Below are 24697 nucleotides of genomic sequence, written 5' to 3' on the forward strand. Positions count from 1 at the left end.
CCTATACTCAACGCCGTCCCACATCCAGTTGTTTTTCCAATCGCCGACTTGCCATTGACATGGAATAACAAAATACCCAATAAATCAATCCGACAAACAAATAAACTTCGGCATATCTACCCAAAAATTCTGGTTGTGCGAGGATAGAACGAGAAATCCCCGTTAACTCGACTAAGGCAAATAACGACAGCAACGAGGTATCTTTAAATAACCCAATAAACTGTCCGACAATCGCCGGAATTACGGCACGTAACGCTTGGGGGAGTACAATTAATAACACGACTAAAGGAGCATTTAATCCAAGCGATCGCGCCGCCTCCGCTTGTCCCCTCGGCACTGCTTGCAAACCTCCACGCACATTCTCTGCCATGTACGCTGCACTGAACAGGACTAGACCTGCGATCGCTCGCAATACCCGATCCAATCTTATTTCATTTGGCAACACCAAAGGCAGCATTACCTGTGCAATAAACAAAATCCCAATTAACGGCAATCCTCGAATTATTTCAATATAAAGAATGCATCCCCATCGCAACACTGGTAACTTACTTTGACGCCCCAATGCCAACAATACACCCAAGGGAAATGATAGAATAATACTCACTGCCGACATTAACAGCGTCAGTAACAACCCATTCCACAAATTAGTCCCTACTGGCGTTAAACCCCATCCACCCCCAATTAGCCACCAAATGATGGGGAAAAAGCCAACATATAAAGGTAAAAGACCAAAGTAATAAATCCTTTCTTTTAATTTTTGATTAGTTATTTTTGATTGAATCCAGGATAACCCAATCAGCGCCACTGCGAGCGCAAAAATTATCCAAATTCGCCATTGCTGCGTCACCGGATATCTACCAATCCAGAATAAGCGCCAGTTGCTACTAATAACTTGCCAATTTGCTTCTGTAAAAACCCAACCTAGAAATCCTAACATTCCCTGAAATAGTATCCAGACACAGAGAACAGTTAAAAGACTGTTGTACCAGGTATTAAATAGATTCTTGCTTAACCAGTCCATAGCTTTTAAATTCGTAGTGAGGACTCTAGTAGAATGGCATTAGGATAAGCGAGGCAGAGCCTCGAAGACTCGTTCCCAGGCTGAGCCTGGGAACGAGTTATAGCCCGCGTAGGCGGGCTTTGCTTGTGTAGCCGCACCCTTAAGGGTGCGGGTGAAAAAGCTACAAACATTATCGTTCTTTGAGTTGTACGGTACGGTTTAATAAATTCATCAACAAGGAAATAGTTAGACTGATTGCCAGATAGGTTACCATCAGCAACAGCATAACTTCAACCGCGCGACCCGTTTGATTAAACGTCGTAGATGCGACAAAATAAAGATCGGGATAGCCGACTGCGATCGCTAAACTAGAATTCTTCGCTAAATTCAAATATTGACTCGTCAGCGGCGGTACAATCACCCGCAATGCTTGGGGAAAAATTATCAGTCGCATTGCTAACCCCGATTTAAAACCAAGTGCTTTCGCCGCCTCCCACTGTCCGCGCGGGACAGATTGAATCCCACCCCGCACAATTTCGGCGATAAATGCACCCGTATAAATCGTCACACCAACCAACAAAGCGGCTAATTCTGGCGAAAACTTCACACCGGGAAGTTCGAGTCCATTTTGGCTGAGATAAATCAACCCAAATAGGGAAATTTTATCTTCTACTTTTGGCAGACTCAAGAAAACTGCGAAGTACCAAAATAACAATTGCAAAAGTAACGGCGTATTGCGGAATATTTCCACATAAACTAACGCCAACTTTCTCACTAACCAATTATCAGATAAACAAGCTATTCCTGCGGTAATTCCCACTATTGTTGTCAGAATAATTCCCGCAACCATGACTCGCAGGGAATTCAACAATCCGACTAACAAAGCACGCGCATAAGTATCGTAAGGTTGATAGGAAATCAGAGTTTCGCCAATATCAAAAGATGCTTGCGAACCGAGGAAGTTAAATCCTAGTTGAATTCCCAACTGTTGCAAATTGCGGCTGAGGTTACTCCACAATATTGTCACTACAATGACTGCTACCAATACAGCCAATACTTGTATGGCAATCCGCCAAAAACGAATATCGCGCAAGAATTTAGTCATTTGCTAATTGGTAATTGCTAATTGCTAATTGCTAATTGGTAATTGCTAATTGCTAATTGCTAATAGGTGGTATTTTTTCCATTAGCCATTAGCCATTAGCCATTAGCCATTAGCCATTAGCGAAATGGTGGAGAGTAAAGCAATCCGCCTTTATTCCAAAGATTGTTTTGACCGCGAGGCAGATTTAAAGGGGTTCCGGCGCCAAGGTATCGATTGTAAACTTCGCCATAGTTGCCTACATGTTTCACAATTCTAAGCGCGAAGTCATTCGTTAAGCCCATATCTTTGCCTAAATTTCCTTCCTTACCTAAGAAGCGCTTGATATCTGGGTCTTTGCTATTTTCAAAAGAGGCTAGATTCTTAGAATTAATGCCTAACTCTTCGGCATTGATTAATGCATAAATCGACCACTTCACCAGATCAAACCACCGGGAGTCTCCATTAGTAACTGCGGGTGCTAGGGGTTCTTTTGATAGCACGTCATTGAGAATGACGTGATTTTGCGGCTGTGGTAAAGTAGTGCGACGGGAGAGTAATTGCGAACGGTCTGATGTTACTGCTTGACACCGACCTTCTGCATAAGTTGCATAGGCGGTATTGATGTCTTCAAACACAACGGGTTTATAAGGAATACCCCGCTTACGCATTTGGTCGGCTAAATTTTGTTCGTTAGTCGTTCCTGTTTGGGTGCAGATAGCTTTGTCTTTTAAATCTGTGAGGGATTTGATATTGCTATCTTTTTTTACCATAATGCCCTGACCATCGTAAAATACCACGGGGGCAAATTCCAAACCTACTGAAGTATCGCGACTAATTGTCCAACTTGTATTGCGACTGAGGACATCGATTTCGCCTGTTTGTAAGGCGGTAAAGCGTTCTTTGGCGTTGAGATTGCGAAATTCTACTGCATCTGGATTATCGAATATGGCGGCTGCGATCGCGCGACACACTTCCACATCCAATCCTTTATATGTGCCGTTTTTATCGACAAAACTAAACCCCGGTAATTCGCCGCTGACTCCGCAAATTAGCTTACCGCGACTTTTTACCGTATCCAATCGACTTTTACCCTGCACTCCTGTACCTTGAGTTGCAGATGTTTGTCCCGACTGTCCGCTACAGGCGGTGAGGGACAATAGCAGGGGTAGAGTAAATAATATCAGGAAGCCCCATTTACGCATATATGCCTTTTACTTTCTCACAGAAAGTTGCTTTTAGCCCGTTCGTTGTGCTATCAATTATATGCTTGCAGGGGATGAGATCGCTTGTATTTGTTATGGGCATCCTTCGAGAGGAAGATTTTTTTTCACGCCTAGCGTTCTTCGGCGAGATCTCGGATTAAATTCAAGCGCGAGTATAGGTAATTACTCACAGTATCCGTTTCGTCGTGGTTGAGCGAGCGCTCGTTTTTGATCTGCTTCACCAACCAGTCTACCAGGCTAGCATCGTCCAGCCTTAATAAAACATGGGATTGGGTAGTCTCAATTACAGACCAAAGTTGACGTAACATGGTAGGAGTCATACGACCTCTAGCTTATGATTGCTTCATAGTTTCAAGATACCCAAGAAAGAAACTACTGAGTCTCAATACACACAAGTTGACACAATAATTACAAAATCCTTAATATTTTGCACAATAACTTGATTTGTGTTGTTTAATAAGTAGTTTGGACAATATATTTCTTAACAGAATTTTATGATCGACAAAGTTCGCATCTACCTGGGGATAGAGATCTGGGGATGAATTTGGGGTGCGAAGGGGTGCGTTTGCAAATCTTACAATAAGGACGGGCAAGATGCCCATCCCACAAGAACAAGATGCCCATCCCACAAGAATATGACTTAGAAACCCGGTTTTTCCAAAAAACCGGGTTTCTGATCGACAATTTGCGCCCGGTTGACAAGGAAACTAATTATTATATAAGAAATTTGCTGCTAAAAAAGTCATGTGCGATCGCAAAAACCGAGGAATCCGAGTAGCGCCAGAGTACATCCTCAAAGTTAAGTCAGCTTTGGCGCGTAAAGGTTTGACCCAAAAAGCCTTGGCGGAGGATGAAGAAGTTTTACTTGCTCGGTCTACTGTTTACAAATTTTTAAATGGTGAACCAGTTGACCGCGAAAACTTTATTAAAATTAGCGATAGATTGGGTTTGGACTGGCAGAAGATTTTCTACGTATGTGAAGAATGCCAAGAGCTAATTGAAGACCAGAGACATCCGCAGACAAATCAGATGGCTACATCGTCGTATCCAGAGGAGTTTAGAGCGTTAATTCAAGAGAAAATCCGCTCCTTTTGCGGTCGCAAATTTGTTTTTGACGCTTTTGAGCAATTTCTCAACAACCATCCCAATGGTTACTTTACAGTGGTGGGGGATGCGGGGATGGGGAAAAGCGCGATCGCGGCTAAGTATGTCTCTATTCACCAATCTCCTTGCTATTTTAATATTCTCGCGGAGCGGCGCAATCGTCCTGAATTATTCTTGGAAAGTATTCGTCAACAACTGATTAATCGCTATCAGTTAGAGAATGCAGAAAAGGCAGATTTACCGACTTTACTGGCTAAAGTTAGTCAAAAATTAACTGCTGGCGATCGCTTAGTAATTGTAATTGATGCTCTGGATGAAGTCGAACAGGAACAAGGGCCGCAAAATCTTTTATATTTACCAGAGACGCTACCCGAACGAGTTTATTTTCTGCTAACCCGACGCCCCTACAATTTGGAAAAAAAACGGTTGCGGGTGTCGGCTTCGGTGCAAGAATTGGATTTAACCGCCAGTCAGTATGTTGATTTGAGTCGGGAGGATGTTAAAGAGTATATTCGCTTATCGCTCAATGGGGATACTGAGGATAAAGAAGCGCTGAAAAAGTGGATTCAAGACCGCAATCTTTCCGAGGAAGTCTTTGTAGAGCAGGTCGCAATTAAAAGTGAAAATAATTTTATGTACCTGCGCTATGTTTTACCAGCTATTTCTCGCGGGTTCTACGACGATTTGGCGTTAAGACAATTGCCCGATGGTCTGCAAGACTATTATCAAACCCATTGGGTGCGGATGGGAATGGATACTGCACCCAAGGAAATGATGGTCGTTATCTTGTTTATTTTGGTTGAGATTGGGACACCGATTCCCTGCGAGATGATTGCTGAAATTGCCCAATCAGATGAATTTGAAGTGCAAACAGTTTTGGCTCAGTGGTGTGAATATTTGAAACCGCAAAATCTAGATGAAGAAATCTGTTACAGCATTTATCATGCTAGTTTTCTCGACTTTTTGAAGGCGAAACGGGAATTGAAAGCAACGCGGAAGTTATTTCAGCAGGTGAATCAAAGGATTGTTGAGTATTTTAGAAAGTTTAACAGTGTAATGATGTAATACCAAATCCGGATGGATTACCCCCTTTATTTTATAGACCGCGCAGGCGGTCTTTGTTTGTATAGCCGCGACTTTAGTCGTTCGGCATAAAGGGGGTGATGGAAGCGGATTTGGTATAAGAGGTGCCCAACCCCAACCCCGCCCGGAAATAAATTTCCGGGCTAATAGCAAAAGTCCATTAAAATGGACTCATATTCTTTATTGGCAGTCCTCTTGAGAGGACTTTAGCTATTAGACAGGGAATTTATTCCCTGTCGGGCTGACAACGAAGCTATTATATTTGTATAAGCCAGGGAGGAGATGGTTGCATTGTCTGACAAATTCACCGCCCAAAAATCCTATTTTCAACGAGCTTATCTGGGAAGTTTTCCCTATAATTTGGTGCGATCGCGCAATTTAGCAGAGTATTACCAAATTCTGAACGATTTTAATTTCATTGCGGATAAGATTAACCATCCTGAGTTGGGAGTGCAAGCGCTGATTGATGATTACGATTTGATTGATAGTTCGGAATTATTAAATCATCCAGAATACAATTTAGAGAAAGTCAAAGCGCTGAAATTGATTCAAGGAGCGCTGCGGTTATCGGCGCATATTTTAGCGGAGGATAAGGCGCAACTTGCAGGGCAATTATTAGGGCGATTGCTGTATTTTAAAATGCCGGAAATTGAAGCATTGTTGGAGGTGGCAAGGCAGAGTAAAACCACTGGATTGCGTTTATTGACACCTAGCTTAACTCCCCCTGGTGGGCGGTTACTTCGCACCTTCACAGGTCATAGCGGTTGGGTAAATGCAGTGGCGATCGCACCCGATGGGAAACTCGCTATTTCTGCGTCGTGGGATAACACGCTCAAAGTCTGGAATTTGGAAACGGGGAAGGAACTGTTTACCCTCAATGGTCATAACAACTCGGTAAATTCAGTGGCGATCGCCTCCGATGGCAAGCTGGCAATTTCTGGGTCTGATGATAACACGCTGAAAGTCTGGAATTTGGTAACGGGAAAGGAACTGTTTACGCTCAATGGTCATAGCGACTCGGTAATAGCAGTCGCGATCGCCTCCGATGGCAAGCTGGCAATTTCTGGGTCATTGGATAACACGCTGAAAGTCTGGAATTTGGCACAAGGAAAAGAACTTTTTACCCTCACTGGTCATAGTCACTCGGTAATAGCAGTCGCGATCGCCTCCGATGGCAAGCTGGCAATTTCTGGGTCATTGGATAACACGCTGAAAGTCTGGAATTTGGTAACGGGAAAGGAACTGTTTACGCTCAATGGTCATAGCGACTCGGTAATAGCAGTCGCGATCGCCTCCGATGGCAAGCTGGCAATTTCTGGGTCTGATGATAACACGCTGAAAGTCTGGAATTTGGCACAAGGAAAAGAACTTTTTACCCTCACTGGTCATAGTCACTCGGTAAGAGCAGTCGCGATCGCCTCCGATGGCAAGCTGGCAATTTCTGGGTCATGGGATAACACGCTGAAAGTGTGGAATTTGGCAACACGAGAAGTTATTGCCAGTTTCGTTGGCGAGAGTCCGATCTTCTGCTGTGCCGTTACGCCGGATGGTGTGACAATTGTGGCGGGAGAATATTTGGGACGAGTGCATTTTCTGCGACTGGAATGTTAGGAAAGATTGAATGCGATTCGCGATTATGTCAACTTTGGCTGATGAAAAGAACAGTAGGATAGATCGAAGCGATCGCATTTCCTGAATCGGGTGATGATATGCGATCGCCTGATAATCAAATTCCGTTGAATGTAGGGGCACGGCATCGATCAGATGGTGACGTTACCCGAAATATCCAACTTGCCGTGCCCCCAACACGCACAAACGCCAGGGAGAAATCTATCAATGCGTAAATCCTGACCATGTTATCGATACATTTTGGGGGCACGGCAATCAAAATATAGTCGCTTTTTGTCCGATGTTATTGACGCCGTGCCCCTACATTTCAAATTATTTTTGCCAGTAACTTGGGCTAGGTGATGATGTGCAATTTCCGCTCAAATCAACTTTGGCTAATTCCCCGCCGAAATTCCCGCGCCGCCTCCACCCTAGAAGTCATCAGCAAACATCTCGATAGCAATTCAATGTCTAAATCTGGCAAAATTTCACTTTTAGAAACTCGCTCATAACTGTCACCCTGCATGCAGTAAAAAGCAAACCGTCCATCTTCCCAAAACCAAACTTCCGGCACACCCAGTGCCTTATAGCGATTTAGCTTCCTTTCATTACCGCTAGTGAAAACAACTTCGATGGAGAGATCTGGCGTTGTACCCCCCTCACCAAAAAAATAAGACTGATCGGCTTGTGCTGATGCAACGCCTTCTTTTTCTTGAGTAAAGCTACCTGTCGGTCTAAATTCGATGCCTTTATCAGCAAAGTAAACAAACAGCAAACCCGCAATCATACCGCTGAAGTATTCGTGGTCTTGAGAAACAGCCAAAATTTCTACCTCACCCTCGTAGTAAAACAGTCTAATACCGGGAGACTCGGCAAACCCGGCTTCAATCAATTTGAAGTGTTCCCAGGTCACGCCTGAGTGGATGAATCGTCGATCTGTTGGTTTATCTAGTGTTTGAGTCATGGCGATGTTCTCCGGATTGGTTTACCGTTGCACCCAGTCGATAAAGCGACTATTGTAACAGGGGAAGCGGCGGGACAGTTGCATTTGCTCTAACTAGAATGTTAGCAACAGGATGGATAGTAAGTTTAAGTATGAACATAGTAGGAGATGGTTGAATTGGCTGACAAATTCATGGCAAAAAAATATTATTTTTATCGGGCTTATCTGGGCAGCTTTCCCTATAATCTGGTGCGGTCGGGTAATTTAGCTGAGTATTACCAAATTCTGACAGATTTTGAATTTATAGCAGGCAAGATTAACCATCCTGACTTTGGGGTACAAGCGCTAATTGATGATTACGATTTGGTAGAAAATCCAGAATTATTAACTCATCCAGAGTACAACTGGCAGAAAGTCAAGGCACTGAAATTAATTCAAGGGTCGCTGCGGTTATCCGCGCATATTTTAGCTGAAGATAAAACGCAACTAGCAGGGCAATTATTAGGGCGATTGTTGTCTACATACCCTGATCGGTCATAGTGACTGGGTATTTGCAGTTGCCGTTACCCCTGATGGTCAGCGGGTAATTTCTGGTTCCAGAGACAGGACGCTCAAAATCTGGGATTTGAATACCGGCAAGGAACTGCGTACCCTTGTCGGTCATGGTGAGTGGGTAAGTTCAGTCGCCGTTACCCCCGACGGTCAGAAAGTAATTTCCGCTTCAGGGGACAGTACACTTAAAATCTGGGATTTGAACACCGGGATTGAACTGTATACTCTTACAGGTCATAGCTTTTCGGTGAATGCAATCGCTATCACCCTTGATGGCAAGCGAGTGATTTCCGGTTCATCTGATAATACTCTCACAATCTGGGATTTAGAAACTGGGGAAGAACTGTGTACCCTCACTGGTCATAGGAAATGGGTATTTGCAGTTGCCGTTACCCCTGATGGTCAGCGAGTGATTTCTGCTTCCAGAGACAATACGCTCAAAATCTGGGATTTGGATACTGGGGAGGAACTGTTTACCCTCACTGGTCATAACGACTGGGTATTTGCAGTTGCTGTCACCCCTGATGGTCAGCGAGTGATTTCAACTTCAAAAGACAATACGCTCAAAATCTGGGACTTGGATAATGGGGAGGAAATAGTCAGTTTCACTGGGGATGGTTCGCTATCTTGCTGTGCCGTTGCACCAGATGGAGTGACAATTGTTGCCGGAGAAGCATCAGGAAGAGTGCATTTTCTGCGACTGGAATGTTAGGAGGGATTGAATGCGATTCGCTATTAAGTCAACTTTGGTTGATTAAAAGAACAGTAGGATGGATTAAAGCGATCGCATTTCCTGAATCGGGTGATAATGTGCGATCGCTCTTAAATCAGCAAATAACTATTAGACCCAAGCAGTCCTATGTCCTATAGCCAATTTGAAACCCTAGAGCAGGCGATTGACTCGTTTGGCTTAACCGTAGCTGAGGCATCATTTTTCCCGGAGTTAACAGCGATCGCCCCATCAGACCTATTAACAACATTTTTGAAGCGGAGTCTCCCCATCGTCTCCGCAGCCAGTGAGAAAGCTCGCTCGGAAGGAATTATTTATCCCGTACTCCTAGAAATTCGGGAACTCCTAGACGAAAAAGTATCCCTATTTTCAGGACGGGACTTCAATGTGGATGCCAGCGTAGGGCTAAATGGAATTGTCGATTTCCTACTATGTCGCTCGCCGATTATCTCCGTACCCACCGCACCTGCGGTCGTGTTAGTTGAAGCCAAAAAAGCCGATATTGCCAGCGGCTATGGGCAATGTATCGCCGAAATGGTTGCCGCAATGCGATTTAATGCAAGGAAGGGACTGGAGCCAATTCCTATATATGGTTGTGTCAGTAATGGTTTGTTGTGGCGGTTTTTGAAATTGGAGGGGAATGAAGTGACTCTCGATCTAATAGATTATGGGTTGGAGCCTTTGGGAGCGCTACTCGCAAAATTAGTTTGGATGGTGAGTTGATGAGCGATCGGAAAACCCCGCTGCAATTTTTTTATATTGTGCGCGATCGCTATCTACTCAACCACTAATTCCCCGGCGAAATTCCCGCGCCGCCTCCACTCTAGAAGTCATCAGCAAACATCTCGATAGCAACTCGATATCTAAATCTGGCAAAATTTCACTTTTAGAAACTCGCTCATAACTGTCACCCTGCATGCAGTAAAAAGCAAACCGTCCATCTTCCCAAAACCAAACTTCTGGCACATCCAGTGCCTGATAGCGATTGAGCTTCTTTTCAATACCGCTATTGAAAATAACTTCGATACAGAGATCTGGCGTTTTACCTCCCGATCCGAGAAAATAGGATTCATCAGCTTGTGCTGATACAACGCCTTCTCTTTCTTGGGTGAACCTACCTGTAGGTTTAAATTCGATGCCTTTATCAGCAAAGTAAGTACAAAGTAGAAGGCCAGTAAAACGGCTAATGGTTTCATGTTCTAAAGAAACAGCCAAAATTTCTACCTCACCCTCGTAGTAAAACAGTCTAATACCAGGCGAATCGGCAAACCCAGCTTCAATCAGTTTGAACTGTTCCCAGCTTACGCCTGAATGGATGAAACGTCGATCCGTTGATTTATCTAGAGTTTGAGTCATGGCGATGTTCTCTGGTTTGGTTTACAATTTTGGTGCAAGAAGTAAGTACTAAAATTATTATCAACGTTTCCCTCTCATCCTGGATGAATTCAAAACCTAGAACTCGAACCACGATCTCTCCTAGAGGTCATCCGCCAGAATTTGAACAAGTCATTCGAGAAAAGAGCGCCAATTTTGTCGGTCGCGAGTTTGTTTTTGCGGCTATCAATGAGTTTTTGTCACGGCAGAATCGCGGCTATTTCACCCTCGTCGGCACACCCGGTAGCGGCAAAAGTGCCATCCTTGCCAAATATGTTACCGAACATCCCGATGTTGTCTATTACAATGCCCAAATTGAGGGCAAAAATCAAGTTGACCAATTTCTGATCGCTCTCTGCAACCAATTAATCAACGATTACTCCCTTGGTTACACATCTCTCCCCGATAACGTCACAGATGGTAGTTGGTTTCTGTCTCTTTTACTGCAAAAGATCGGCGAACAACTCGAACCCAATCAACGGTTTATGATTGCGATTGATGCGCTAGATGCAATTGATCTACGCAGTCAAACTCCTGGTTCAAATTTGTTCTATCTGCCCCGTTATCTGCCCAATCGCATTTATTTTATCCTCAGTCGCCGACCTTTTTTGCGAGAGAAATCTGGTTTGTTAATTGAAACGCCGTCTCAATTTTTTGATTTGGACGCATTCCCAAATGAAAATAGAGAAGATGTGCAAAAATATATCGATAATAACTTCAAGCTGTTGGGGCAAGAATTGCTTGAAAATATTGCAGGTTTATGCGAGAATAATTTTATGTATTTGAAGAGCGTGGGGGATGCGATCGCTTCCCCATTAAATCAACTTCCAGAAACCTTAGAAGCATACTATCAACAACATTGGCATAAAATGAAAGGTGAGGAATTATCTGCTGTTGAATTAGGCGTGCTTCAGACACTAATCGCCATTCCATCAATGGAAAAAGACGGAATATCGGCACAATTAATTGCCGAAACAATTGATGAAGATGAATATGAAATCGAAGCAGTTTTAGAAAAGTGGTATGAGTTCTTAGTTAAAACAGAAATAGATGGAGAAGTTTGTTACAGCATCTATCATTCCAGCTTTCGCGACTGGTTGAGTCAGCAAATAAATACAGATTAACTGCTGTAGGGTGCGTTAGCGACAGCGTAACGCACCATCGCACCCTATTTGTTCGCACCTCGCACGTTTACGGGCATTGCTTGATTTTTTGGCGGTTACTAAGCATAGCACCGATACATGCGATCGCAGCAACCATCGCTAACCCGACAACAGAAGAAGGTTCGGGAATCGAAGTAGGATTAGGTTGCTGATAAGAATTACTAGCAAGTTTGACCAATCCAGATCCATCAATTCCAATACCTGTAGAAACAAGAAACTCCTGGAAAAAGTTTTCCATAAAGTCTACTTGCTGACTTGAAAGCTGGCGCAAGCTGGGGTCAAGTTCAAGGAAATCTGCCACTGTAGAAATATCGCTGGGTTGTTGATTACCAGCAAAACCGAGCAGATTTCCCGATGTGGAATCGAGTTTGGCTAACCAAGTATCAAAAGACCCTGCATTGGTAGTTCCGAAAGAACCCTGAGTAACTCCTGTGACGAAAAGGTTACCAATGTTGTCGCTAGTAATACCATAAGCTTGATCGAATTGGGGAGTGCCAAATTGCCGCAGCCATATTTGATTCCCATTGGTGTCGAACCTAGCTACCCAAGGGTCATAATATCCGGCGTTATTTCCGCCTAAGTTGCTATTGGTATATCCGGTTAAGAAGATATTGTCCTGCGAGTCAATGTTGAGGTGAAAAGCTTGATCGTCACCAGCAGATCCAAACTGTTTAATCCATTGCCGATTCCCTTGACTGTCATATTTAGTTAACCAAGAATCGTAAGTTCCGGCACTATTTCCTCCTAAATTACCCAGCGTCCATCCCGCCGCATAAACGTTGCCTTGACTGTCGGTATCAACTCCCCATGCCCAATCATAATCAGGCGTACCAAATTGTTTCAGCCACTGTAATTGACCGGAATTGTTGTCGAATTTACCTAACCAAGCATCATAAATTCCAGCATTCGTTGCTGCCAAATCGCCGAGAGTCCATCCTGTGGCGTAAACGCTGCCATCTTTGCCGACAGTAACGCGGTAAGATTCGTCAAAAGCATCGTCTACACTTCCAGTTTGTGTGAACCACAACTGGTTGCCATTGGTGTCAAATTTAGTCACCCAAAAATCATCGGTAGCAATTTCGATTGATGACCGAACATCGATTCCCGATAGGTAGGCGTTGCCATTATCATCCACATCGATGCTAAAGGATTGAAAAATTATATTTTCCCCAAACTGTCGAATCCATTGTTGATTCCCATTGCTGTCATATTTAGCAACCCAGGCATCGGTACTGGATGCTTGTTTGGGTGCTGCTAAATTACCGGCGGTAATCCCCGACACATAGAAATTACCTTGCTTGTCTGTGGCAATGCCGGAGATAGTATCGATATCTGGAGTGCCAACTTGTTTGGTGAATAATAGATTACCTTGGTTGTCATATTTAGCCACGAAGGCATCGCGAGATTCCCCGTTATTCGACCCTGCTAAAGATCCAGTTGTTCCTCCTGCTATATAAATATTGCCAAAAGGATCGGTGGCAGTTGTTGCACTGAGATCGAATCCTGAAGTTCCTAATTGCCGAGTCTGCGGTAAAATGGGGCCTTGTGGTGCGATGTTACCTTGATAATTGAAATAGTTGGCGGCTAAATTCAAATTAGAATTGCCAAGTAAAAAACTGATGACATCCAATCCAGTTTGCTTTGGCTGAACTATTGCCGATCCAAGTCCAATATCTACTAAGAAGTAGTCATTGGCTGTGCCGTGTAGCTGGATAATATCTTGTAAGGGGTTGAAGTCAGTCAGTAAAGCAAAGTCGTTTAAACCGAGAATTTGAGGATTGCCGTTGGCATAGTAAGGCTTTTGCCATTCACCTAAAATAAATGTGTCGTTCCAGGAACGAAAACCGGGATCTTCTACTGTTAAATCGCCGTTGATTAGGTCAATTTGCGTTTGACCGGGAGTCGATACAATCGGTTGATAACCCAGAATTGTATCGTTTCCACTGCGAGCAAATATGAGTTGACTGGGACGAAATCCTGCGGCGAGGTCGCTGTTAGGTGTGTATTGGTTAATGGTAAATAGTTCAGCCATTTGATTTTAAATCCTTTGCGTTAGTGGGATGGTGCTTTACGCTATAGCTGGTGCCGTACTCTGCTTGCTAACGCACCCTACAATAGGTCATAGAAATGTTTGCGATCGCTATGCCTCTGGCACGTTACGCGAACGCTATTTGTGTCGAAAAAACTCTTGATCAATTGAATATTTCCCGCGTCGATTCGTAGATGAATCGGCGGTGTTAACGAGTGCAGGTAAGTTGACAAATTAACTCACCCGCTTGTTTTCAAAGCGATAAAGTCAAAAAAAATTCTCTGAACTGAGTCACCCTAAACTCAGTCTGACAAACAATTTATTTGCTACTCGTTTGAGCCTTACTTAGCACTTGGTTTGAAACAGACGATTCAAGATTTGGTTTTGACTCTGTTTCACTAAATCTAAGTACTCGTTTCGAGTTCCATCTACGCGATAGTGGTCGCAGATTTGACAAAGTTTCAGGATATCCGATTGGCTGAATAGTTTATTGTGCTGGATTCCGGCATCGTTCCGCCAACGCCAGAAAGTTGTGCGGTCAATGCGGCGATCGCTATCGGGCCATCGCCGTCTGGATAGGAACTCTAGCGTTTCTTCTTGACTGAAGTAATATCCCGTCGGCAGTTTAGAAAATTCCTGCTTTAACTTGAATAACGAAATCAGAGGATCTAGTTCAGACAGTTTCATAAGCAACTCCATTCAATGGGACTTAGCCTGGATTCCACATTAATAATGGTGTGGTACAGCAATTTTTTTGCGTGCTACCTACCTATGGAGCAATTCAAAAGTAATTTACGCTACTATAGCGGCTAATAATTTTGTAACTGCTATATGTAGCTTGAGCTTGCGGACTCAGCTTTAATCGCATCAACCTGCAATTAAATTAATAGTAAACTGGTTGCTACTCAATTGCAACTCATATGCAACTTACATGCAACATTTACTATCCCACCCTGAAGGGTGGGGCTATACAAACAAAGCCCGCCTGCGCGGGCTTTACAATTGAAAATATTTTCAAGGCAAGGATTTTTAATCTTTTTTCTTCGCTCTAGTTTGCTCTTCAGAAGCAGCTAATAACTGCCGCTCTAGTTCTCTGACGCTAATGCCTAGTTCTGAAGCTGTTTTGGCTTTCCATTCTTCAAGTTCAGCCTCGTGTTGCTCTAGCCATTCATGGACGATCAGGCGTGCCATTTCAGCTTTACGAAGCGTCTGACGGCTGGCATGAAAAATCAGGCGCTGGTTATCAAAATTTGAGATTGACAGGAAAAATATTTGAAGTTTTGTTTTTTCTAAAAATCCTGAATTGTTAGCCATAAAAATATCTAATTGGGTTTGATTAAAATAACCTCACTGGCACCTCCCTATACTAGCAATCGAATATTGTAAAAATTCTATTAGGATGGAGATGTGAAAGGTTAGGCGCAATAAATAAGCACCAAGCTGCTGCCTTACTAACAGGTTATTATTTTCCACAAGGCTGATTTAATTTTATCGCTTGGAATCTAAATATGGCTACCTACATGCAACATTTTTGAAAAAATTGTGCCTTCTATCCCAATCTCCGAACTACAGATACGAGGTTCTAGCTGTTAAATTTTTTAAATACCAGGGTAACATTGTGTCCTCCGAAACCAAAAGAATTAGAAAGGGCAACTTCAACTGGTTGAGTGCGGCTGACTTTGGGAACATAATCTAGATCGCAAGCTGAATCGGGATTATCTAAATTTATCGTGGGTGGAATTGTGTCTGTGGCTATACTCATTGCTGTTGCGATCGCTTCGATTCCTCCTGAACCTCCTAAAAGATGTCCTGTCATAGATTTTGTCGAACTAATTGCGATTTGAAACGCATGTTGTCCTAAAGCTTGTTTGATTGCCAAAGTTTCATTAACATCGTTAGCGGGTGTGCTGGTACCGTGAGCGTTGATATAACTTACTTGATTGGGAAATAAATTGGCATCTTTAAGTGCTAGTGCGATCGCTCTGGTAGCGCCAAGTCCTCCAGGTACGGGAGCCGTCATATGATAGGCATCAGAAGTGAGAGCGTAACCGACAATTTCTGCGTAGATAGAAGCGTTGCGATTGAGTGCGTGTTCTAGTTCTTCTAAAATTAGAATGCCCGCTCCTTCTCCCATGACAAATCCATCGCGATCGCGGTCAAAAGGACGACTTGCACGAGTTGGTTCTTCGTTGCGAGTTGATAGTGCTTTAGCCACTGAAAATCCAGTAATTGCGATAGGGGTAATTGCTGCTTCGGTACCGCCGCAAATCATTGCGATCGCATCCCCTCGTTGAATTAATCGAAACGCTTCTCCTACCGCATTCGCTCCCGCAGCACAAGCAGTAACTGTACAAGAATTAGGGCCTTTTGCTCCTGTATAAATGGCTGTAAGTCCAGAAGCCATATTAGCAATCATCATCGGAATCATAAACGGACTACAGCGTTCCGGGCCGCGAGTGAGGTAAACTTCTTCTTGGTCTTCCATTACCTTAAGACCACCTACACCACTGCCAATTAAGACACCGATTTCAGTTGCATTGCGGTCGTTAATTTCCAGTTTGGCATCTGCGATCGCTTGCAGACTCGCACAAACCCCAAACTGAGCAAAGCGATCCATCCGTTTAATATCTTTGCGATTTAAATAATCGCCTGGTTCAAAACCTTTGACTTCTCCGGCAATTTGACAAGGCAAACAACAGGCATCAAATAAAGTAATTGGCCCGATACCACTGCGCCCATCAATCAGTCCCTGCCAGTATTTTGCGACTGTGTTTCCCAGAGGGGTAATGGCTCCCAAACCTGTAACGACGACTCGCTTTAATTTAAGTGACATTGGAGTTCGCTCCCGTTTTACTTAGCCGGATTAACTCTTGATTAAACCTCTGGCTAAAATATTGACACCCGCCAGGGATTAAAATCCAAGGGCTTTTAGCGAAAGTCCGTTTTAACGGACTGCTTTTATGAGATTTAGTCGGTTTTAACCGACTTGAGCTATTAGCCCGGAAATTTATTTCCGGGCGGGAATCGACTTTTGCAACAGGTTTATGATCCTGACTCACACCGATTAGTTTCTGATAGAAATGATTCAGATTTTGACATCCTTGATCGATCGATAACTGCTGGGAATCTTTCAAGGCTTGCTGAATCAGGTCTGTATTGTTATTTAATAACACTTTTTCAATGCAATTGGCTAATCTTTCCACATCATTAGGTGGGACGAGATAGCCATTTATACCATCGAGTATATACTCAGATACCGCACCGCTATCGACAGTTAAAACTGGAATCCCTGAAGCCATCGCCTCTACTACCGTTCGCCCAAAGGTTTCGTAAGGGGAAGGGCTACAAAATACATCGCATGATGCTAGTAAATTGGCCTTCATTTCTCCCAGAATAAACCCGGTAAAGTGGATGTGAGGCACTTTTTCGGCAAGAAGTTTCAAGCGATCGACGACCTCAACAGGGCCATCTCCAGCTATTATTAAGGAATAATTGGGTTGTCTGCGTTTTAATTTTGTAAAGGCTTCGATGAGTAAATCAACTCGTTTCTCGAAGCCAAGACGACCCAAAAAGAGCAAAACTTTGTTATGTTTTTCTTCGGCAGTTAACCAAGGTTCTAACCATTTACGGTTGCGACGACTGGGACTATAGATAGAAACATCAATTCCTAAAAATGGGATTGTTTTGACGTTAGGAATGCCTAATTCTTTACAACTTTGGCTGGCGGCGGTGCTGGCACAGATGGTTGTATCGATTTGACGATATAAATAACTGGCTAATTGAGAACTACGGGCAAGATTTCGCAACCATTGCCAACCCGGATAAGCGGCTGAGAAGTTGTACAGATCCGTATGATATTCGGCTATGTAAGGAATCCGATGTTTTTTGGCATAACGCAGACCTGGTAATTGCCATGTTCCTAGTAAGAAAAAGCGTTCTACATCGGTGACAATAATTAGATCGGGATGATAATATTGTAGCTTTTTCCTAATGTAGCTGGCGGCGATAAATTTGGGAACGTGGGTGAGTTTATAAGGCAGCCAAGGTTTTGAGGGATAGCGTTCGATAATCAAGTTTTCGTTTTGCTCTCGCGCCAATGTAGAATCTGATTTTTGTTGCCAATCTGGCGCAAATACAACTACGCGATAGTTCCCTTGTTTGGCAAACCATTGGGCGCGTTCCCAATTAAAATGAGAAACACCGCTGACATCGGGAGGAAAGCCGGTTACCAGAAAAGCTAGGGTATAAGTTTTGTTGGATTTCATTAATTTTCTCCCTAATAAGTGTTCAAAATTTGCGAATTGCTAATTGCTAATTGCTAATGGCAAAAACAATTATCGATTACCCATTCCCACCTTTCGACTTTGCAAGAAACCGCTTTGAATGAAGTGGGAGAAATAGGTATTGAGCAATTTAGAGTCTACGGGAGGGCAGATAATAGATGTACCTGCTAGACTGGCGACTGTTTGCTGGCAATTGAGCTTGACTCTTCTTTGTCCTAATCCGGCAAAGGTGAGTTGTTCTTCAGACCATCTTCGCAGGAAGAAAGGTAACAAACCGTTTAAAGCATTGTCTTTATAAGCAAGGGTTTCGATTAGTTCTGCTTCCCAGGATTCATAGGAAATCTGTCGGACTGGATAGCCGAATTCATCAATCCAATTTGCTACTTGATTCCAACTGGAATAATGGGGATTGTTTAAGTGGAATGCTTTTCCTAATGACTGCTTTTGTTGGGATAGATAAACAATCGCTTGGCTGACATAATCTACAGGAACAATCGGGATGCCACAATTCATATTGGGCATACTTCCCATTTGAATGCAGCCTTTAAGAAATCGGCAGGTAAAATCGTCTGTATTCCAGAATCCTGTGCGGCTATCTCCTGCAATTAAGGGGGGTCTGTAAATAGAAACTGGCAGTCCTCGCGTGCGGGCGATGGTTACTAATTTTTCTGCTACCCATTTAGTTTGGGTATAACCAAGGTCTATTCCCTCGGTATGAATAATTGGCTCGGATTCTGTTACCTCTTTATCGTAATAACCCGATGAATCAAAAACTGCATCGGTTGAAACATAATGGAGGGGTTTTACTTTGAATTGGCAGGCTAACCTGAGAATTTCCTGCGTACCCAAAACGTTTGTTGGTTTTAATGCCGAGTAAGGATAGACAAAGTTTAAAACGGCTCCATTGTGATAAATGACATCAATTTCACGAGCCAATTTGTCAAAATTTTCGGCTGACAGACCCAATTTGGGTTGAGATAAGTTACCGATAATTGGAATAATTCTAGAACTGCTTTCTTCCTCCCAAAGGCTGTAATATTTCAGGTTGTTTTGGATTTTCATCTTACCCGATTCGGCATCCTCTGCGCGAACTAGGCAATAAATATCTGCTTCAGTCTGATGCCAAAGTTCTTTGAGTAAAAAGGCTCCTAAAAATCCGGTTGCACCTGTTAACAGAATGGCAGCGGGTTGCTCTGATTCGGTGTCAGCAGTCTCAGGATAAATGGAATCTTCTAAAACAGCTTCTTGATTGAGATCCAAGACATTTGCATTTACCTCTAAAGTGGAATTATCGGGGTTAAATTGCTTCAGCAATAGCATTGCCAGCGCGGCGATATTGGAGGCTTGTAGAAAATCGGCGACGGGTAATTCTACCTGTAATTGAGACTGGATTGCCTTGACCAGTTCAATGGCTACAATCGAATCCATACCCAGGTCAAAAAGACCTTGCTGCGAGTCTGGTAATTGAGATAATTTTAGTGCTTTGGCGACTTCGTTTTGCCGGAAAGTAATTAAAAGATTGTGGCGTTGCGATACCGCTGCCGCTTCTAATTGTTGTATAATTTCTGACCTTTGATTCGATGGTTGAACGACGGTTTTTTGTGGCTGTGCGGTAATTTGTTCTAGGAGCGATCGCTTCCCGCGCGCCTCATACAATCCTTTGAACAAACTCCAGTCAATATTGGCGACAGTTGTTTGCACGCAGTTTGTCCCCAACAGGTATTCTAGAGATGCGATCGCTTGCGTTGGTTGCAATCCTTCAATCCCCATTCTAGACATCCATGTCTGAAATTCTTCTACCGCCATACCACCGCCAGTCCAAGGCCCCCAATTGATGCTTAAAGCGGGCAATCCGAGTTTTTGGCGGTAATAAGCCAACAGATCGAGAAAATAATTTGCCGCCGCATAATGCGCTTGTCCTTTAGAACCCCAGACCGAAGAAATTGAGGAAAAACTAACAAAAAAGTCTAACTTTATTTCCTGGGTAAGTTGATGCAAAATCCAGCTTCCTATTACTTTGGGACGCAGCACAGACTCTAGGGTAGTAGGGGTCATGTCTGCGATCGCTTCATATCCAGGAACCCCCGCCGCGTGTACAATTCCTCGCAGGGGTGGCATCGATATTTTAATTTGATCCAGCACCCCGCGCATGTCCGCTTCATTAGCCACATCCGCTTGAGCAACGAAAATTTTAGCTCCCAATTGTTCCATGCTGCTAAGAGTTTTTTGCACTCGATCGGAAGCCCCGCGACGCCCAATTAACACCAATTTTTTGGCTCCCCGTTCCACCATCCACTGAGCAACTGTTAGTCCCAAAGCTCCCAAACCTCCGGTAATCAAATAAGTACCATCTGACTGGAAGGTTAATTTTTGAGACTCTGGCAATTGCTTCCTGACTAAACGGGCGACGTAACGCTGTCCATCCCGAAAAGCGAGATGATCTTCCCCTGGAGAATATGCAATTTCTGCTAATAAATTTGTTGTTTCATCCTCAGTTATTTGGTTGTCTAAATCGATCGTTCCTCCCCACAATTCGGGATACTCCAAAGCCACCACTTTACCCAATCCCCACAAAGGAGCTTGAGCCACTTTAGGAACCGAAGAACCAACGGTTACTGCACCCTGCGTCACTAACCATAACCGAGGTGAAAATTGGTAATTGCAGATATGTTTATCGAGTTTATTGATTAAATGCAAGACGCTAACAACTCCAAGAATTTGAGCTTGTTCCAGCGCGGAAATTTTTAACTCATCTGTTGATTTCGCGTCTAAACTCCACAGGTGGATGACTCCCTGTAAAGGTTGAGCAATAGTTGCTAAAGCTTCTGGAAATAAACGCTCAAAATCTGCGGCAGAAAAAGGTTTGATGCTCCAAGTTCCGGTTTCTTGGGTTTGATAGGTGTCCCCAGCATAAACCAAAATACAGTTATCACCCCTTTCTTGCAAAACTTTAGCTAAGGTTTTTCCCACACCTCCCCTGTCAGCAAAAATTAGCCAACTACCCTGTTTATCAAACCCGTTATTAGTCAAGTTACGCGGTTTGGGCTGCCATTCTATTTCATAGAGCCAATCTTTAATCGTTGCTGCCGTTTGCTGTTGTTGATTTTGCTCAGCTAATAATTCCAGCAACTTAGGCAGTAATTTCAACTCATCTTCTGAGAGTTTGGCTGTTGTTTCCAACTGGTGAATTAGAATGTTAAAAGTATTATCTACTTTTAAATGACCGTTTTCAGGCAACTTCGCCCAATAGCGCTGTCGTTGAAACGGATAAGTTGGCAGTTGCAAGCGGCGACGGGGATAATCTCGATCGAAGCCAGACCAGTCTACAGGTACTCCACGCACATACAGCGTTGCCAAACTGTGCAGCATTTGTTGCCAATCTTCTCGCCCTGGATACAGACTGACAAGCCAAAGCAATTGTGCAGATTTACCATTATCCTTTAATTGAGAACCCGAAATTGGCAATTCAAAATTGCCTCGACCCATGCCCGATAAAGTTGGTTTCGGGCCAATTTCCAAAAACACTTCATACCCCTGTTGAAAAAGGGTTTCCATGCTTTGGGCAAATTTCACGGCTTGTCCCACGTGACGACACCAATATTCGGGCGTTGCGATTTCTGCTGTTGCAATTTCTCCCGTCTGGTTAGAAATTAACTTGATTTGTGGCAATGAGTAGGTGATTTCTGCTGCTAACCGCTGAAAATATGCCAGCATTGGCTCCATTAAGCGAGAGTGAAAAGCATGGGAAACGTTCAATTTTTTGGCTTTGATGCCTTCAGCTTGTCAGGTAGCAATCGCATCCCTAACCCCTTCACGTTTCCCGGAAATCACAATACTATGTACCCCATTAATCGCTGCAATTGAAACTTCTTTCGCATCAGGTTGAATCGCGGCATTTACTTTCGCCTCGTTAGCAAACACCGCGACCATTTCACCATCTTGGGGCAAAGCTTGCATTAAACGCGCCCTTTCGGCAATTAATTTCAAACCATCTTCGAGGCTGAATACTCCTGCTACACAAGCGGCAACATATTCACCCACACTATGACCCATTACGGCTGTTGGTTCTATTCCCCAAGATTTCCATAACTGAAACAGCGCATATTCTAGGGCAAATAAAGCGGGTTGAGTATAAGCTGTTTCGTCAATTTTGGATTTGGCATTAGACTTCGACCATATCTCTTGTGGGATAGGCGTCTCGCCTGTCTTTGGCCTGAATTTTTGCAGAGGTCTATTAGATGATTGACTGTCCGGATAGAGAATTTCCAGTAGGGGTATTTCGAGATAGGAACGCAGAATTTTATCGCATTGTTCTAGAGTTTGGCGGAAAATCGGTTGGGTTTCGTAAATTTGGCGTCCCATACCCGCATACTGGGAACCTTGACCTGTAAACAAGAAGGCTATTTTAGGAGTTTTCTTGCTAGTAACTTGACCGCTTATTAGTCCGGTAGTTTCTTTTCCAGCGGCAAAAGCTTCTAACTGCTGGCGCAATTGTTCCGTAGATGCAGCGACAACAGCGAGGCGGTGGTTGAAATGCGATCGCATCGTATTCGCACTAAAACAAATATCCCCTAAAGATGCTTCAGAATGAGTTACCAAAAGATCCCGATAAGATGCTGCTAAATCCCTCAAAGCCTCATCGCTTTTTGCCGAAAGAGTCAGCAAGTGAAGAAAGCGTTCTAAGTATTTTGGACTTGGCTCTATATCTTCCAATCCCAAATCTAAAATCTGCAATCTACAATCGCCTGGTGCTTCCTCTAAAATTGCATGACAATTAGTACCGCCGAAGCCAAACGCACTAATGCCAGCCAAGCGGCTTTCTCTACCCGCCAACCAAGGCTGACATTGAGTTGGAATTGCAAACGTTGTCCCCTCAAAAGAAATATAAGGATTCAACTGTTTTAAGTGCAAGTGAGGCGGAATTTCTCGATGTTGCAGTGCCAGTACCACCTTAATAACACTCGCAATTCCAGAAGCCGCTTCCAAATGGCCTATATTAGTCTTAACCGAACCAAGCCAACAAGGTTGATCTGGCTGACGATTTTCCATTAACACAGCTTTTAAAGACTTAAATTCAATCGGATCTCCTAAAGCAGTTCCAGTCCCATGAGTCTCAACATAACTAATTTTCTCCGGCGTCACCCGCGCATTTTTCAAAGCTTGACGAATAACTGCCTGTTGAGAAGCGCCATTGGGGGCTGTCAATCCATTACTTAAACCATCTTGATTGACTGCCGTACCTTTAACAACCGCTTGAATATTATCGCCATCTCTCAGCGCATCCTCAAGGCGTTTAAGAACAATTACACCGCATCCTTCGCCCCGCACATAACCATCCGCACTAGCATCAAAAGTCTTGCAACGACCATCAGAAGCCATCATCCGCCCATGAGAATAAGTAATAAATGGTTCTGGAGACAGCATCAAACTAACTCCACCCACCAAGCATAAATTAGACTCCCCATTCTGCAAACTTCGGCAGCCAAAATGTAAAGCCACCAAAGAAGAAGAACAAGCAGTTTCTACTACTACACTTGGCCCCCGCAAATTCAAAATATACGATAAACGATTGGCAGCAATACTGAGAGTATTACCAGTGCCATCATAAGCATTTACATGGGATAAATCCTGGGCTAGCAATCGGCAATAATCATAGTTACCAATGCCTATAAAAACCCCCGTCTGACTGCCACTCAGCTTTGATGGTACGATTCCGGCATTTTCTAAAGCTTCCCAAGCTACTTCCAAAACTAATCTTTGTTGGGGGTCTGTGCGCTCAACTTCGCGAGGTGAAATCCCAAAAAAGCTCGCATCAAATCGATCCACTTGCTCTAAAAATCCACCCCAACGGGTACTAATTTTTCCCGGTTTTCCTGGCTCTGGGTCATAGAATTGATCGATATCCCATCGCTCTTTTGGCATCTCGCTAATGGCATCTACACCACGCAAAATCTGCCAAAATGATTCGGGATTTTTGGCTCCAGGAAAGCGACAACCAATGCCAATAATTGCTATAGGTTCCACGTCAAATCCTCTAATTTTAATGATTTATGCTGTTGTGTTGGGTTGGATGTAGGGGCACGGCATAGATATTTTTGGCCCCACAACGAAATATTACTGATGCCGTGCCCATACAGGTGTTGGGTGGGATGTAGGGGCACGGCATAGATATTTTTGGCCCCACAACGAAATATTACTGATGCCGTGCCCATACAGGTGTTGGGTGGGATGTAGGGGCACGGCATAGATATTTTTAGCCCCACAACGAAATATTACTGATGCCGTGCCCATACAGGTGTTGGGTGGGATGTAGGGGCACGGCATAGATATTTTTGGCCCCACAACGAAATATTACTGATGCCGTGCCCATACAGGTCTTGGGTGGGATGTAGGGGCACGGCATAGATATTTTTGGCCCCACAACGAAATATTACTGATGCCGTGCCCATACAGGTGTTGGGTGGGATGTAGGGGCACGGCATAGATATTTTTGGCCCCACAACGAAATATTACTGATGCCG

Annotated in this window: 22 protein-coding genes and 1 pseudogene; 8 read left to right on the plus strand and 15 right to left on the minus strand. The window is 43.7% G+C overall.

Annotation, left to right across the window (positions count from 1 at the left end; all coding sequences use genetic code 11):
* Nucleotides 1-7: 7 nt before the first annotated feature.
* The 4 genes from MiSe_RS14435 to MiSe_RS14450 all read right to left on the minus strand — a co-directional run bounded on the left by MiSe_RS14435 (nt 8) and on the right by MiSe_RS14450 (nt 3627).
* Nucleotides 8-1021 (minus strand): amino acid ABC transporter permease, encoded by a 1014-nt coding sequence (locus MiSe_RS14435; RefSeq protein WP_226580543.1) that lies wholly within the window; start codon nt 1019-1021, stop codon nt 8-10.
* A gap of 169 nt (nt 1022-1190) precedes the next feature.
* Nucleotides 1191-2105, minus strand: coding sequence for an amino acid ABC transporter permease (locus tag MiSe_RS14440; RefSeq protein ID WP_226580545.1), 915 nt, complete (start codon nt 2103-2105; stop codon nt 1191-1193).
* A gap of 116 nt (nt 2106-2221) precedes the next feature.
* The gene (locus tag MiSe_RS14445; RefSeq protein ID WP_226580547.1) at nt 2222-3286 is read right to left on the minus strand and encodes an amino acid ABC transporter substrate-binding protein; all 1065 of its coding nucleotides are present in this window, start codon (nt 3284-3286) and stop codon (nt 2222-2224) included.
* A gap of 131 nt (nt 3287-3417) precedes the next feature.
* Nucleotides 3418-3627 (minus strand): hypothetical protein, encoded by a 210-nt coding sequence (locus MiSe_RS14450; protein ID WP_226580549.1) that lies wholly within the window; start codon nt 3625-3627, stop codon nt 3418-3420.
* A gap of 296 nt (nt 3628-3923) precedes the next feature.
* Between MiSe_RS14450 and MiSe_RS14455 the strand changes: the two genes are divergently transcribed.
* The 3 genes from MiSe_RS14455 to MiSe_RS14465 all read left to right on the plus strand — a co-directional run bounded on the left by MiSe_RS14455 (nt 3924) and on the right by MiSe_RS14465 (nt 7105).
* On the plus strand, nt 3924-4085 hold the full coding sequence (locus MiSe_RS14455; RefSeq protein WP_226580551.1) for a hypothetical protein: 162 nt from the start codon (nt 3924-3926) through the stop codon (nt 4083-4085).
* The gene (locus MiSe_RS14460; RefSeq protein WP_226580553.1) at nt 4052-5476 is read left to right on the plus strand and encodes an NACHT domain-containing protein; all 1425 of its coding nucleotides are present in this window, start codon (nt 4052-4054) and stop codon (nt 5474-5476) included. The genes MiSe_RS14455 and MiSe_RS14460 overlap by 34 nt, the downstream gene beginning before the upstream one ends.
* 309 nt (nt 5477-5785) lie before the next feature.
* A complete protein-coding gene (locus MiSe_RS14465) occupies nt 5786-7105 on the plus strand; it encodes a WD40 repeat domain-containing protein (RefSeq protein WP_226580555.1) in 1320 nt (439 codons plus the stop codon).
* A gap of 23 nt (nt 7106-7128) precedes the next feature.
* Here the strand turns inward: MiSe_RS14465 and MiSe_RS50935 are convergent, their stop codons facing one another.
* Entirely contained in the window at nt 7129-7251 is a 123-nt protein-coding gene (locus MiSe_RS50935) for a hypothetical protein (RefSeq protein ID WP_264196495.1), read from the minus strand.
* 236 nt (nt 7252-7487) lie between these two features.
* Nucleotides 7488-8066 (minus strand): Uma2 family endonuclease, encoded by a 579-nt coding sequence (locus MiSe_RS14470; protein ID WP_226580558.1) that lies wholly within the window; start codon nt 8064-8066, stop codon nt 7488-7490.
* Between the two features lie 156 nt (nt 8067-8222).
* Between MiSe_RS14470 and MiSe_RS14475 the strand changes: the two genes are divergently transcribed.
* The 4 genes from MiSe_RS14475 to MiSe_RS14490 are packed head-to-tail and all read left to right on the plus strand — an operon-like array spanning nt 8223 to nt 10050.
* Entirely contained in the window at nt 8223-8585 is a 363-nt protein-coding gene (locus MiSe_RS14475) for a hypothetical protein (RefSeq protein WP_226580561.1), read from the plus strand.
* Nucleotides 8575-9309: a WD40 repeat domain-containing protein gene (locus MiSe_RS14480; protein WP_226580608.1), complete on the plus strand. Its 735-nt coding sequence runs from the start codon at nt 8575-8577 to the stop codon at nt 9307-9309. The genes MiSe_RS14475 and MiSe_RS14480 overlap by 11 nt, the downstream gene beginning before the upstream one ends.
* Nucleotides 9303-9467, plus strand: coding sequence for a hypothetical protein (locus MiSe_RS14485; protein WP_226580564.1), 165 nt, complete (start codon nt 9303-9305; stop codon nt 9465-9467). The genes MiSe_RS14480 and MiSe_RS14485 overlap by 7 nt, the downstream gene beginning before the upstream one ends.
* Nucleotides 9457-10050: a hypothetical protein gene (locus MiSe_RS14490; protein WP_226580567.1), complete on the plus strand. Its 594-nt coding sequence runs from the start codon at nt 9457-9459 to the stop codon at nt 10048-10050. The genes MiSe_RS14485 and MiSe_RS14490 overlap by 11 nt, the downstream gene beginning before the upstream one ends.
* Nucleotides 10051-10107: 57 nt before the next feature.
* On the opposite strand, the gene MiSe_RS14495 is transcribed toward MiSe_RS14490, so the two are convergent.
* On the minus strand, nt 10108-10683 hold the full coding sequence (locus MiSe_RS14495; RefSeq protein ID WP_226580570.1) for a Uma2 family endonuclease: 576 nt from the start codon (nt 10681-10683) through the stop codon (nt 10108-10110).
* 83 nt (nt 10684-10766) lie between these two features.
* Here MiSe_RS14495 and MiSe_RS14500 point away from each other — a divergent pair, with 83 nt between their 5' ends.
* Nucleotides 10767-11825, plus strand: a complete 1059-nt coding sequence (locus MiSe_RS14500; RefSeq protein WP_226580573.1) for an AAA family ATPase — start codon at nt 10767-10769, stop codon at nt 11823-11825.
* Nucleotides 11826-11892: 67 nt separating this feature from the next.
* Here MiSe_RS14500 and MiSe_RS14505 read toward each other — a convergent pair whose 3' ends face one another.
* The 8 genes and pseudogenes from MiSe_RS14505 to MiSe_RS14540 all read right to left on the minus strand — a co-directional run bounded on the left by MiSe_RS14505 (nt 11893) and on the right by MiSe_RS14540 (nt 24500).
* Nucleotides 11893-13896 carry an SBBP repeat-containing protein gene (locus MiSe_RS14505; protein WP_226580576.1) on the minus strand — a complete coding sequence of 668 codons (2004 nt, stop codon included), beginning with the start codon at nt 13894-13896 and terminating at the stop codon, nt 11893-11895.
* Nucleotides 13897-14238: 342 nt separating this feature from the next.
* Complete coding sequence (locus MiSe_RS14510) at nt 14239-14580, minus strand: hypothetical protein (protein WP_226580579.1); 342 nt, start codon at nt 14578-14580, stop codon at nt 14239-14241.
* A gap of 342 nt (nt 14581-14922) precedes the next feature.
* Nucleotides 14923-15207: a hypothetical protein gene (locus MiSe_RS14515; RefSeq protein ID WP_226580582.1), complete on the minus strand. Its 285-nt coding sequence runs from the start codon at nt 15205-15207 to the stop codon at nt 14923-14925.
* 268 nt (nt 15208-15475) lie between these two features.
* Nucleotides 15476-16726, minus strand: coding sequence for a beta-ketoacyl-ACP synthase II (gene fabF / locus MiSe_RS14520; protein WP_226580585.1), 1251 nt, complete (start codon nt 16724-16726; stop codon nt 15476-15478).
* A complete protein-coding gene (locus MiSe_RS14525) occupies nt 16716-18158 on the minus strand; it encodes a glycosyltransferase (RefSeq protein ID WP_226580588.1) in 1443 nt (480 codons plus the stop codon). Before MiSe_RS14525 ends, fabF begins: the two co-directional genes overlap by 11 nt.
* 69 nt (nt 18159-18227) lie before the next feature.
* The gene (locus MiSe_RS14530) at nt 18228-21545 is read right to left on the minus strand and encodes a thioester reductase domain-containing protein (RefSeq protein WP_373872795.1); all 3318 of its coding nucleotides are present in this window, start codon (nt 21543-21545) and stop codon (nt 18228-18230) included.
* Nucleotides 21546-21602: 57 nt separating this feature from the next.
* A pseudogene (locus MiSe_RS14535) lies at nt 21603-24200 on the minus strand (type I polyketide synthase); the annotation flags it as partial.
* A gap of 90 nt (nt 24201-24290) precedes the next feature.
* Nucleotides 24291-24500, minus strand: a complete 210-nt coding sequence (locus MiSe_RS14540; RefSeq protein ID WP_226580598.1) for a hypothetical protein — start codon at nt 24498-24500, stop codon at nt 24291-24293.
* Between the last annotated feature and the right edge of the window lie 197 nt (nt 24501-24697).

Source organism: Microseira wollei NIES-4236, assembly GCF_020521235.1.
GTDB classification, from domain to species: domain Bacteria; phylum Cyanobacteriota; class Cyanobacteriia; order Cyanobacteriales; family Aerosakkonemataceae; genus Microseira; species Microseira wollei.

What these genes read in the sequence shown, in the direction of transcription:
- MiSe_RS14495 (WP_226580570.1), bottom strand. Translation starts at nt 10,683, where the DNA reads ATGACTCAAACTCTAGATAAATCAACGGATCGACGTTTCATCCATTCA.
- MiSe_RS14515 (WP_226580582.1), bottom strand. Translation starts at nt 15,207, where the DNA reads ATGGCTAACAATTCAGGATTTTTAGAAAAAACAAAACTTCAAATATTT.
- MiSe_RS14485 (WP_226580564.1), top strand. Translation starts at nt 9,303, where the DNA reads ATGTTAGGAGGGATTGAATGCGATTCGCTATTAAGTCAACTTTGGTTG.
- MiSe_RS14450 (WP_226580549.1), bottom strand. Translation starts at nt 3,627, where the DNA reads ATGACTCCTACCATGTTACGTCAACTTTGGTCTGTAATTGAGACTACC.
- MiSe_RS14440 (WP_226580545.1), bottom strand. Translation starts at nt 2,105, where the DNA reads ATGACTAAATTCTTGCGCGATATTCGTTTTTGGCGGATTGCCATACAA.
- MiSe_RS14540 (WP_226580598.1), bottom strand. Translation starts at nt 24,500, where the DNA reads ATGCCGTGCCCCTACATCCCACCCAACACCTGTATGGGCACGGCATCA.
- fabF (WP_226580585.1), bottom strand. Translation starts at nt 16,726, where the DNA reads ATGTCACTTAAATTAAAGCGAGTCGTCGTTACAGGTTTGGGAGCCATT.
- MiSe_RS14460 (WP_226580553.1), top strand. Translation starts at nt 4,052, where the DNA reads ATGTGCGATCGCAAAAACCGAGGAATCCGAGTAGCGCCAGAGTACATC.
- MiSe_RS14525 (WP_226580588.1), bottom strand. Translation starts at nt 18,158, where the DNA reads ATGAAATCCAACAAAACTTATACCCTAGCTTTTCTGGTAACCGGCTTT.
- MiSe_RS14530 (WP_373872795.1), bottom strand. Translation starts at nt 21,545, where the DNA reads ATGCTGCACAGTTTGGCAACGCTGTATGTGCGTGGAGTACCTGTAGAC.
- MiSe_RS50935 (WP_264196495.1), bottom strand. Translation starts at nt 7,251, where the DNA reads ATGCCGTGCCCCTACATTCAACGGAATTTGATTATCAGGCGATCGCAT.
- MiSe_RS14455 (WP_226580551.1), top strand. Translation starts at nt 3,924, where the DNA reads ATGCCCATCCCACAAGAATATGACTTAGAAACCCGGTTTTTCCAAAAA.
- MiSe_RS14470 (WP_226580558.1), bottom strand. Translation starts at nt 8,066, where the DNA reads ATGACTCAAACACTAGATAAACCAACAGATCGACGATTCATCCACTCA.
- MiSe_RS14505 (WP_226580576.1), bottom strand. Translation starts at nt 13,896, where the DNA reads ATGGCTGAACTATTTACCATTAACCAATACACACCTAACAGCGACCTC.
- MiSe_RS14500 (WP_226580573.1), top strand. Translation starts at nt 10,767, where the DNA reads ATGAATTCAAAACCTAGAACTCGAACCACGATCTCTCCTAGAGGTCAT.
- MiSe_RS14435 (WP_226580543.1), bottom strand. Translation starts at nt 1,021, where the DNA reads ATGGACTGGTTAAGCAAGAATCTATTTAATACCTGGTACAACAGTCTT.
- MiSe_RS14510 (WP_226580579.1), bottom strand. Translation starts at nt 14,580, where the DNA reads ATGAAACTGTCTGAACTAGATCCTCTGATTTCGTTATTCAAGTTAAAG.
- MiSe_RS14445 (WP_226580547.1), bottom strand. Translation starts at nt 3,286, where the DNA reads ATGCGTAAATGGGGCTTCCTGATATTATTTACTCTACCCCTGCTATTG.
- MiSe_RS14490 (WP_226580567.1), top strand. Translation starts at nt 9,457, where the DNA reads ATGTCCTATAGCCAATTTGAAACCCTAGAGCAGGCGATTGACTCGTTT.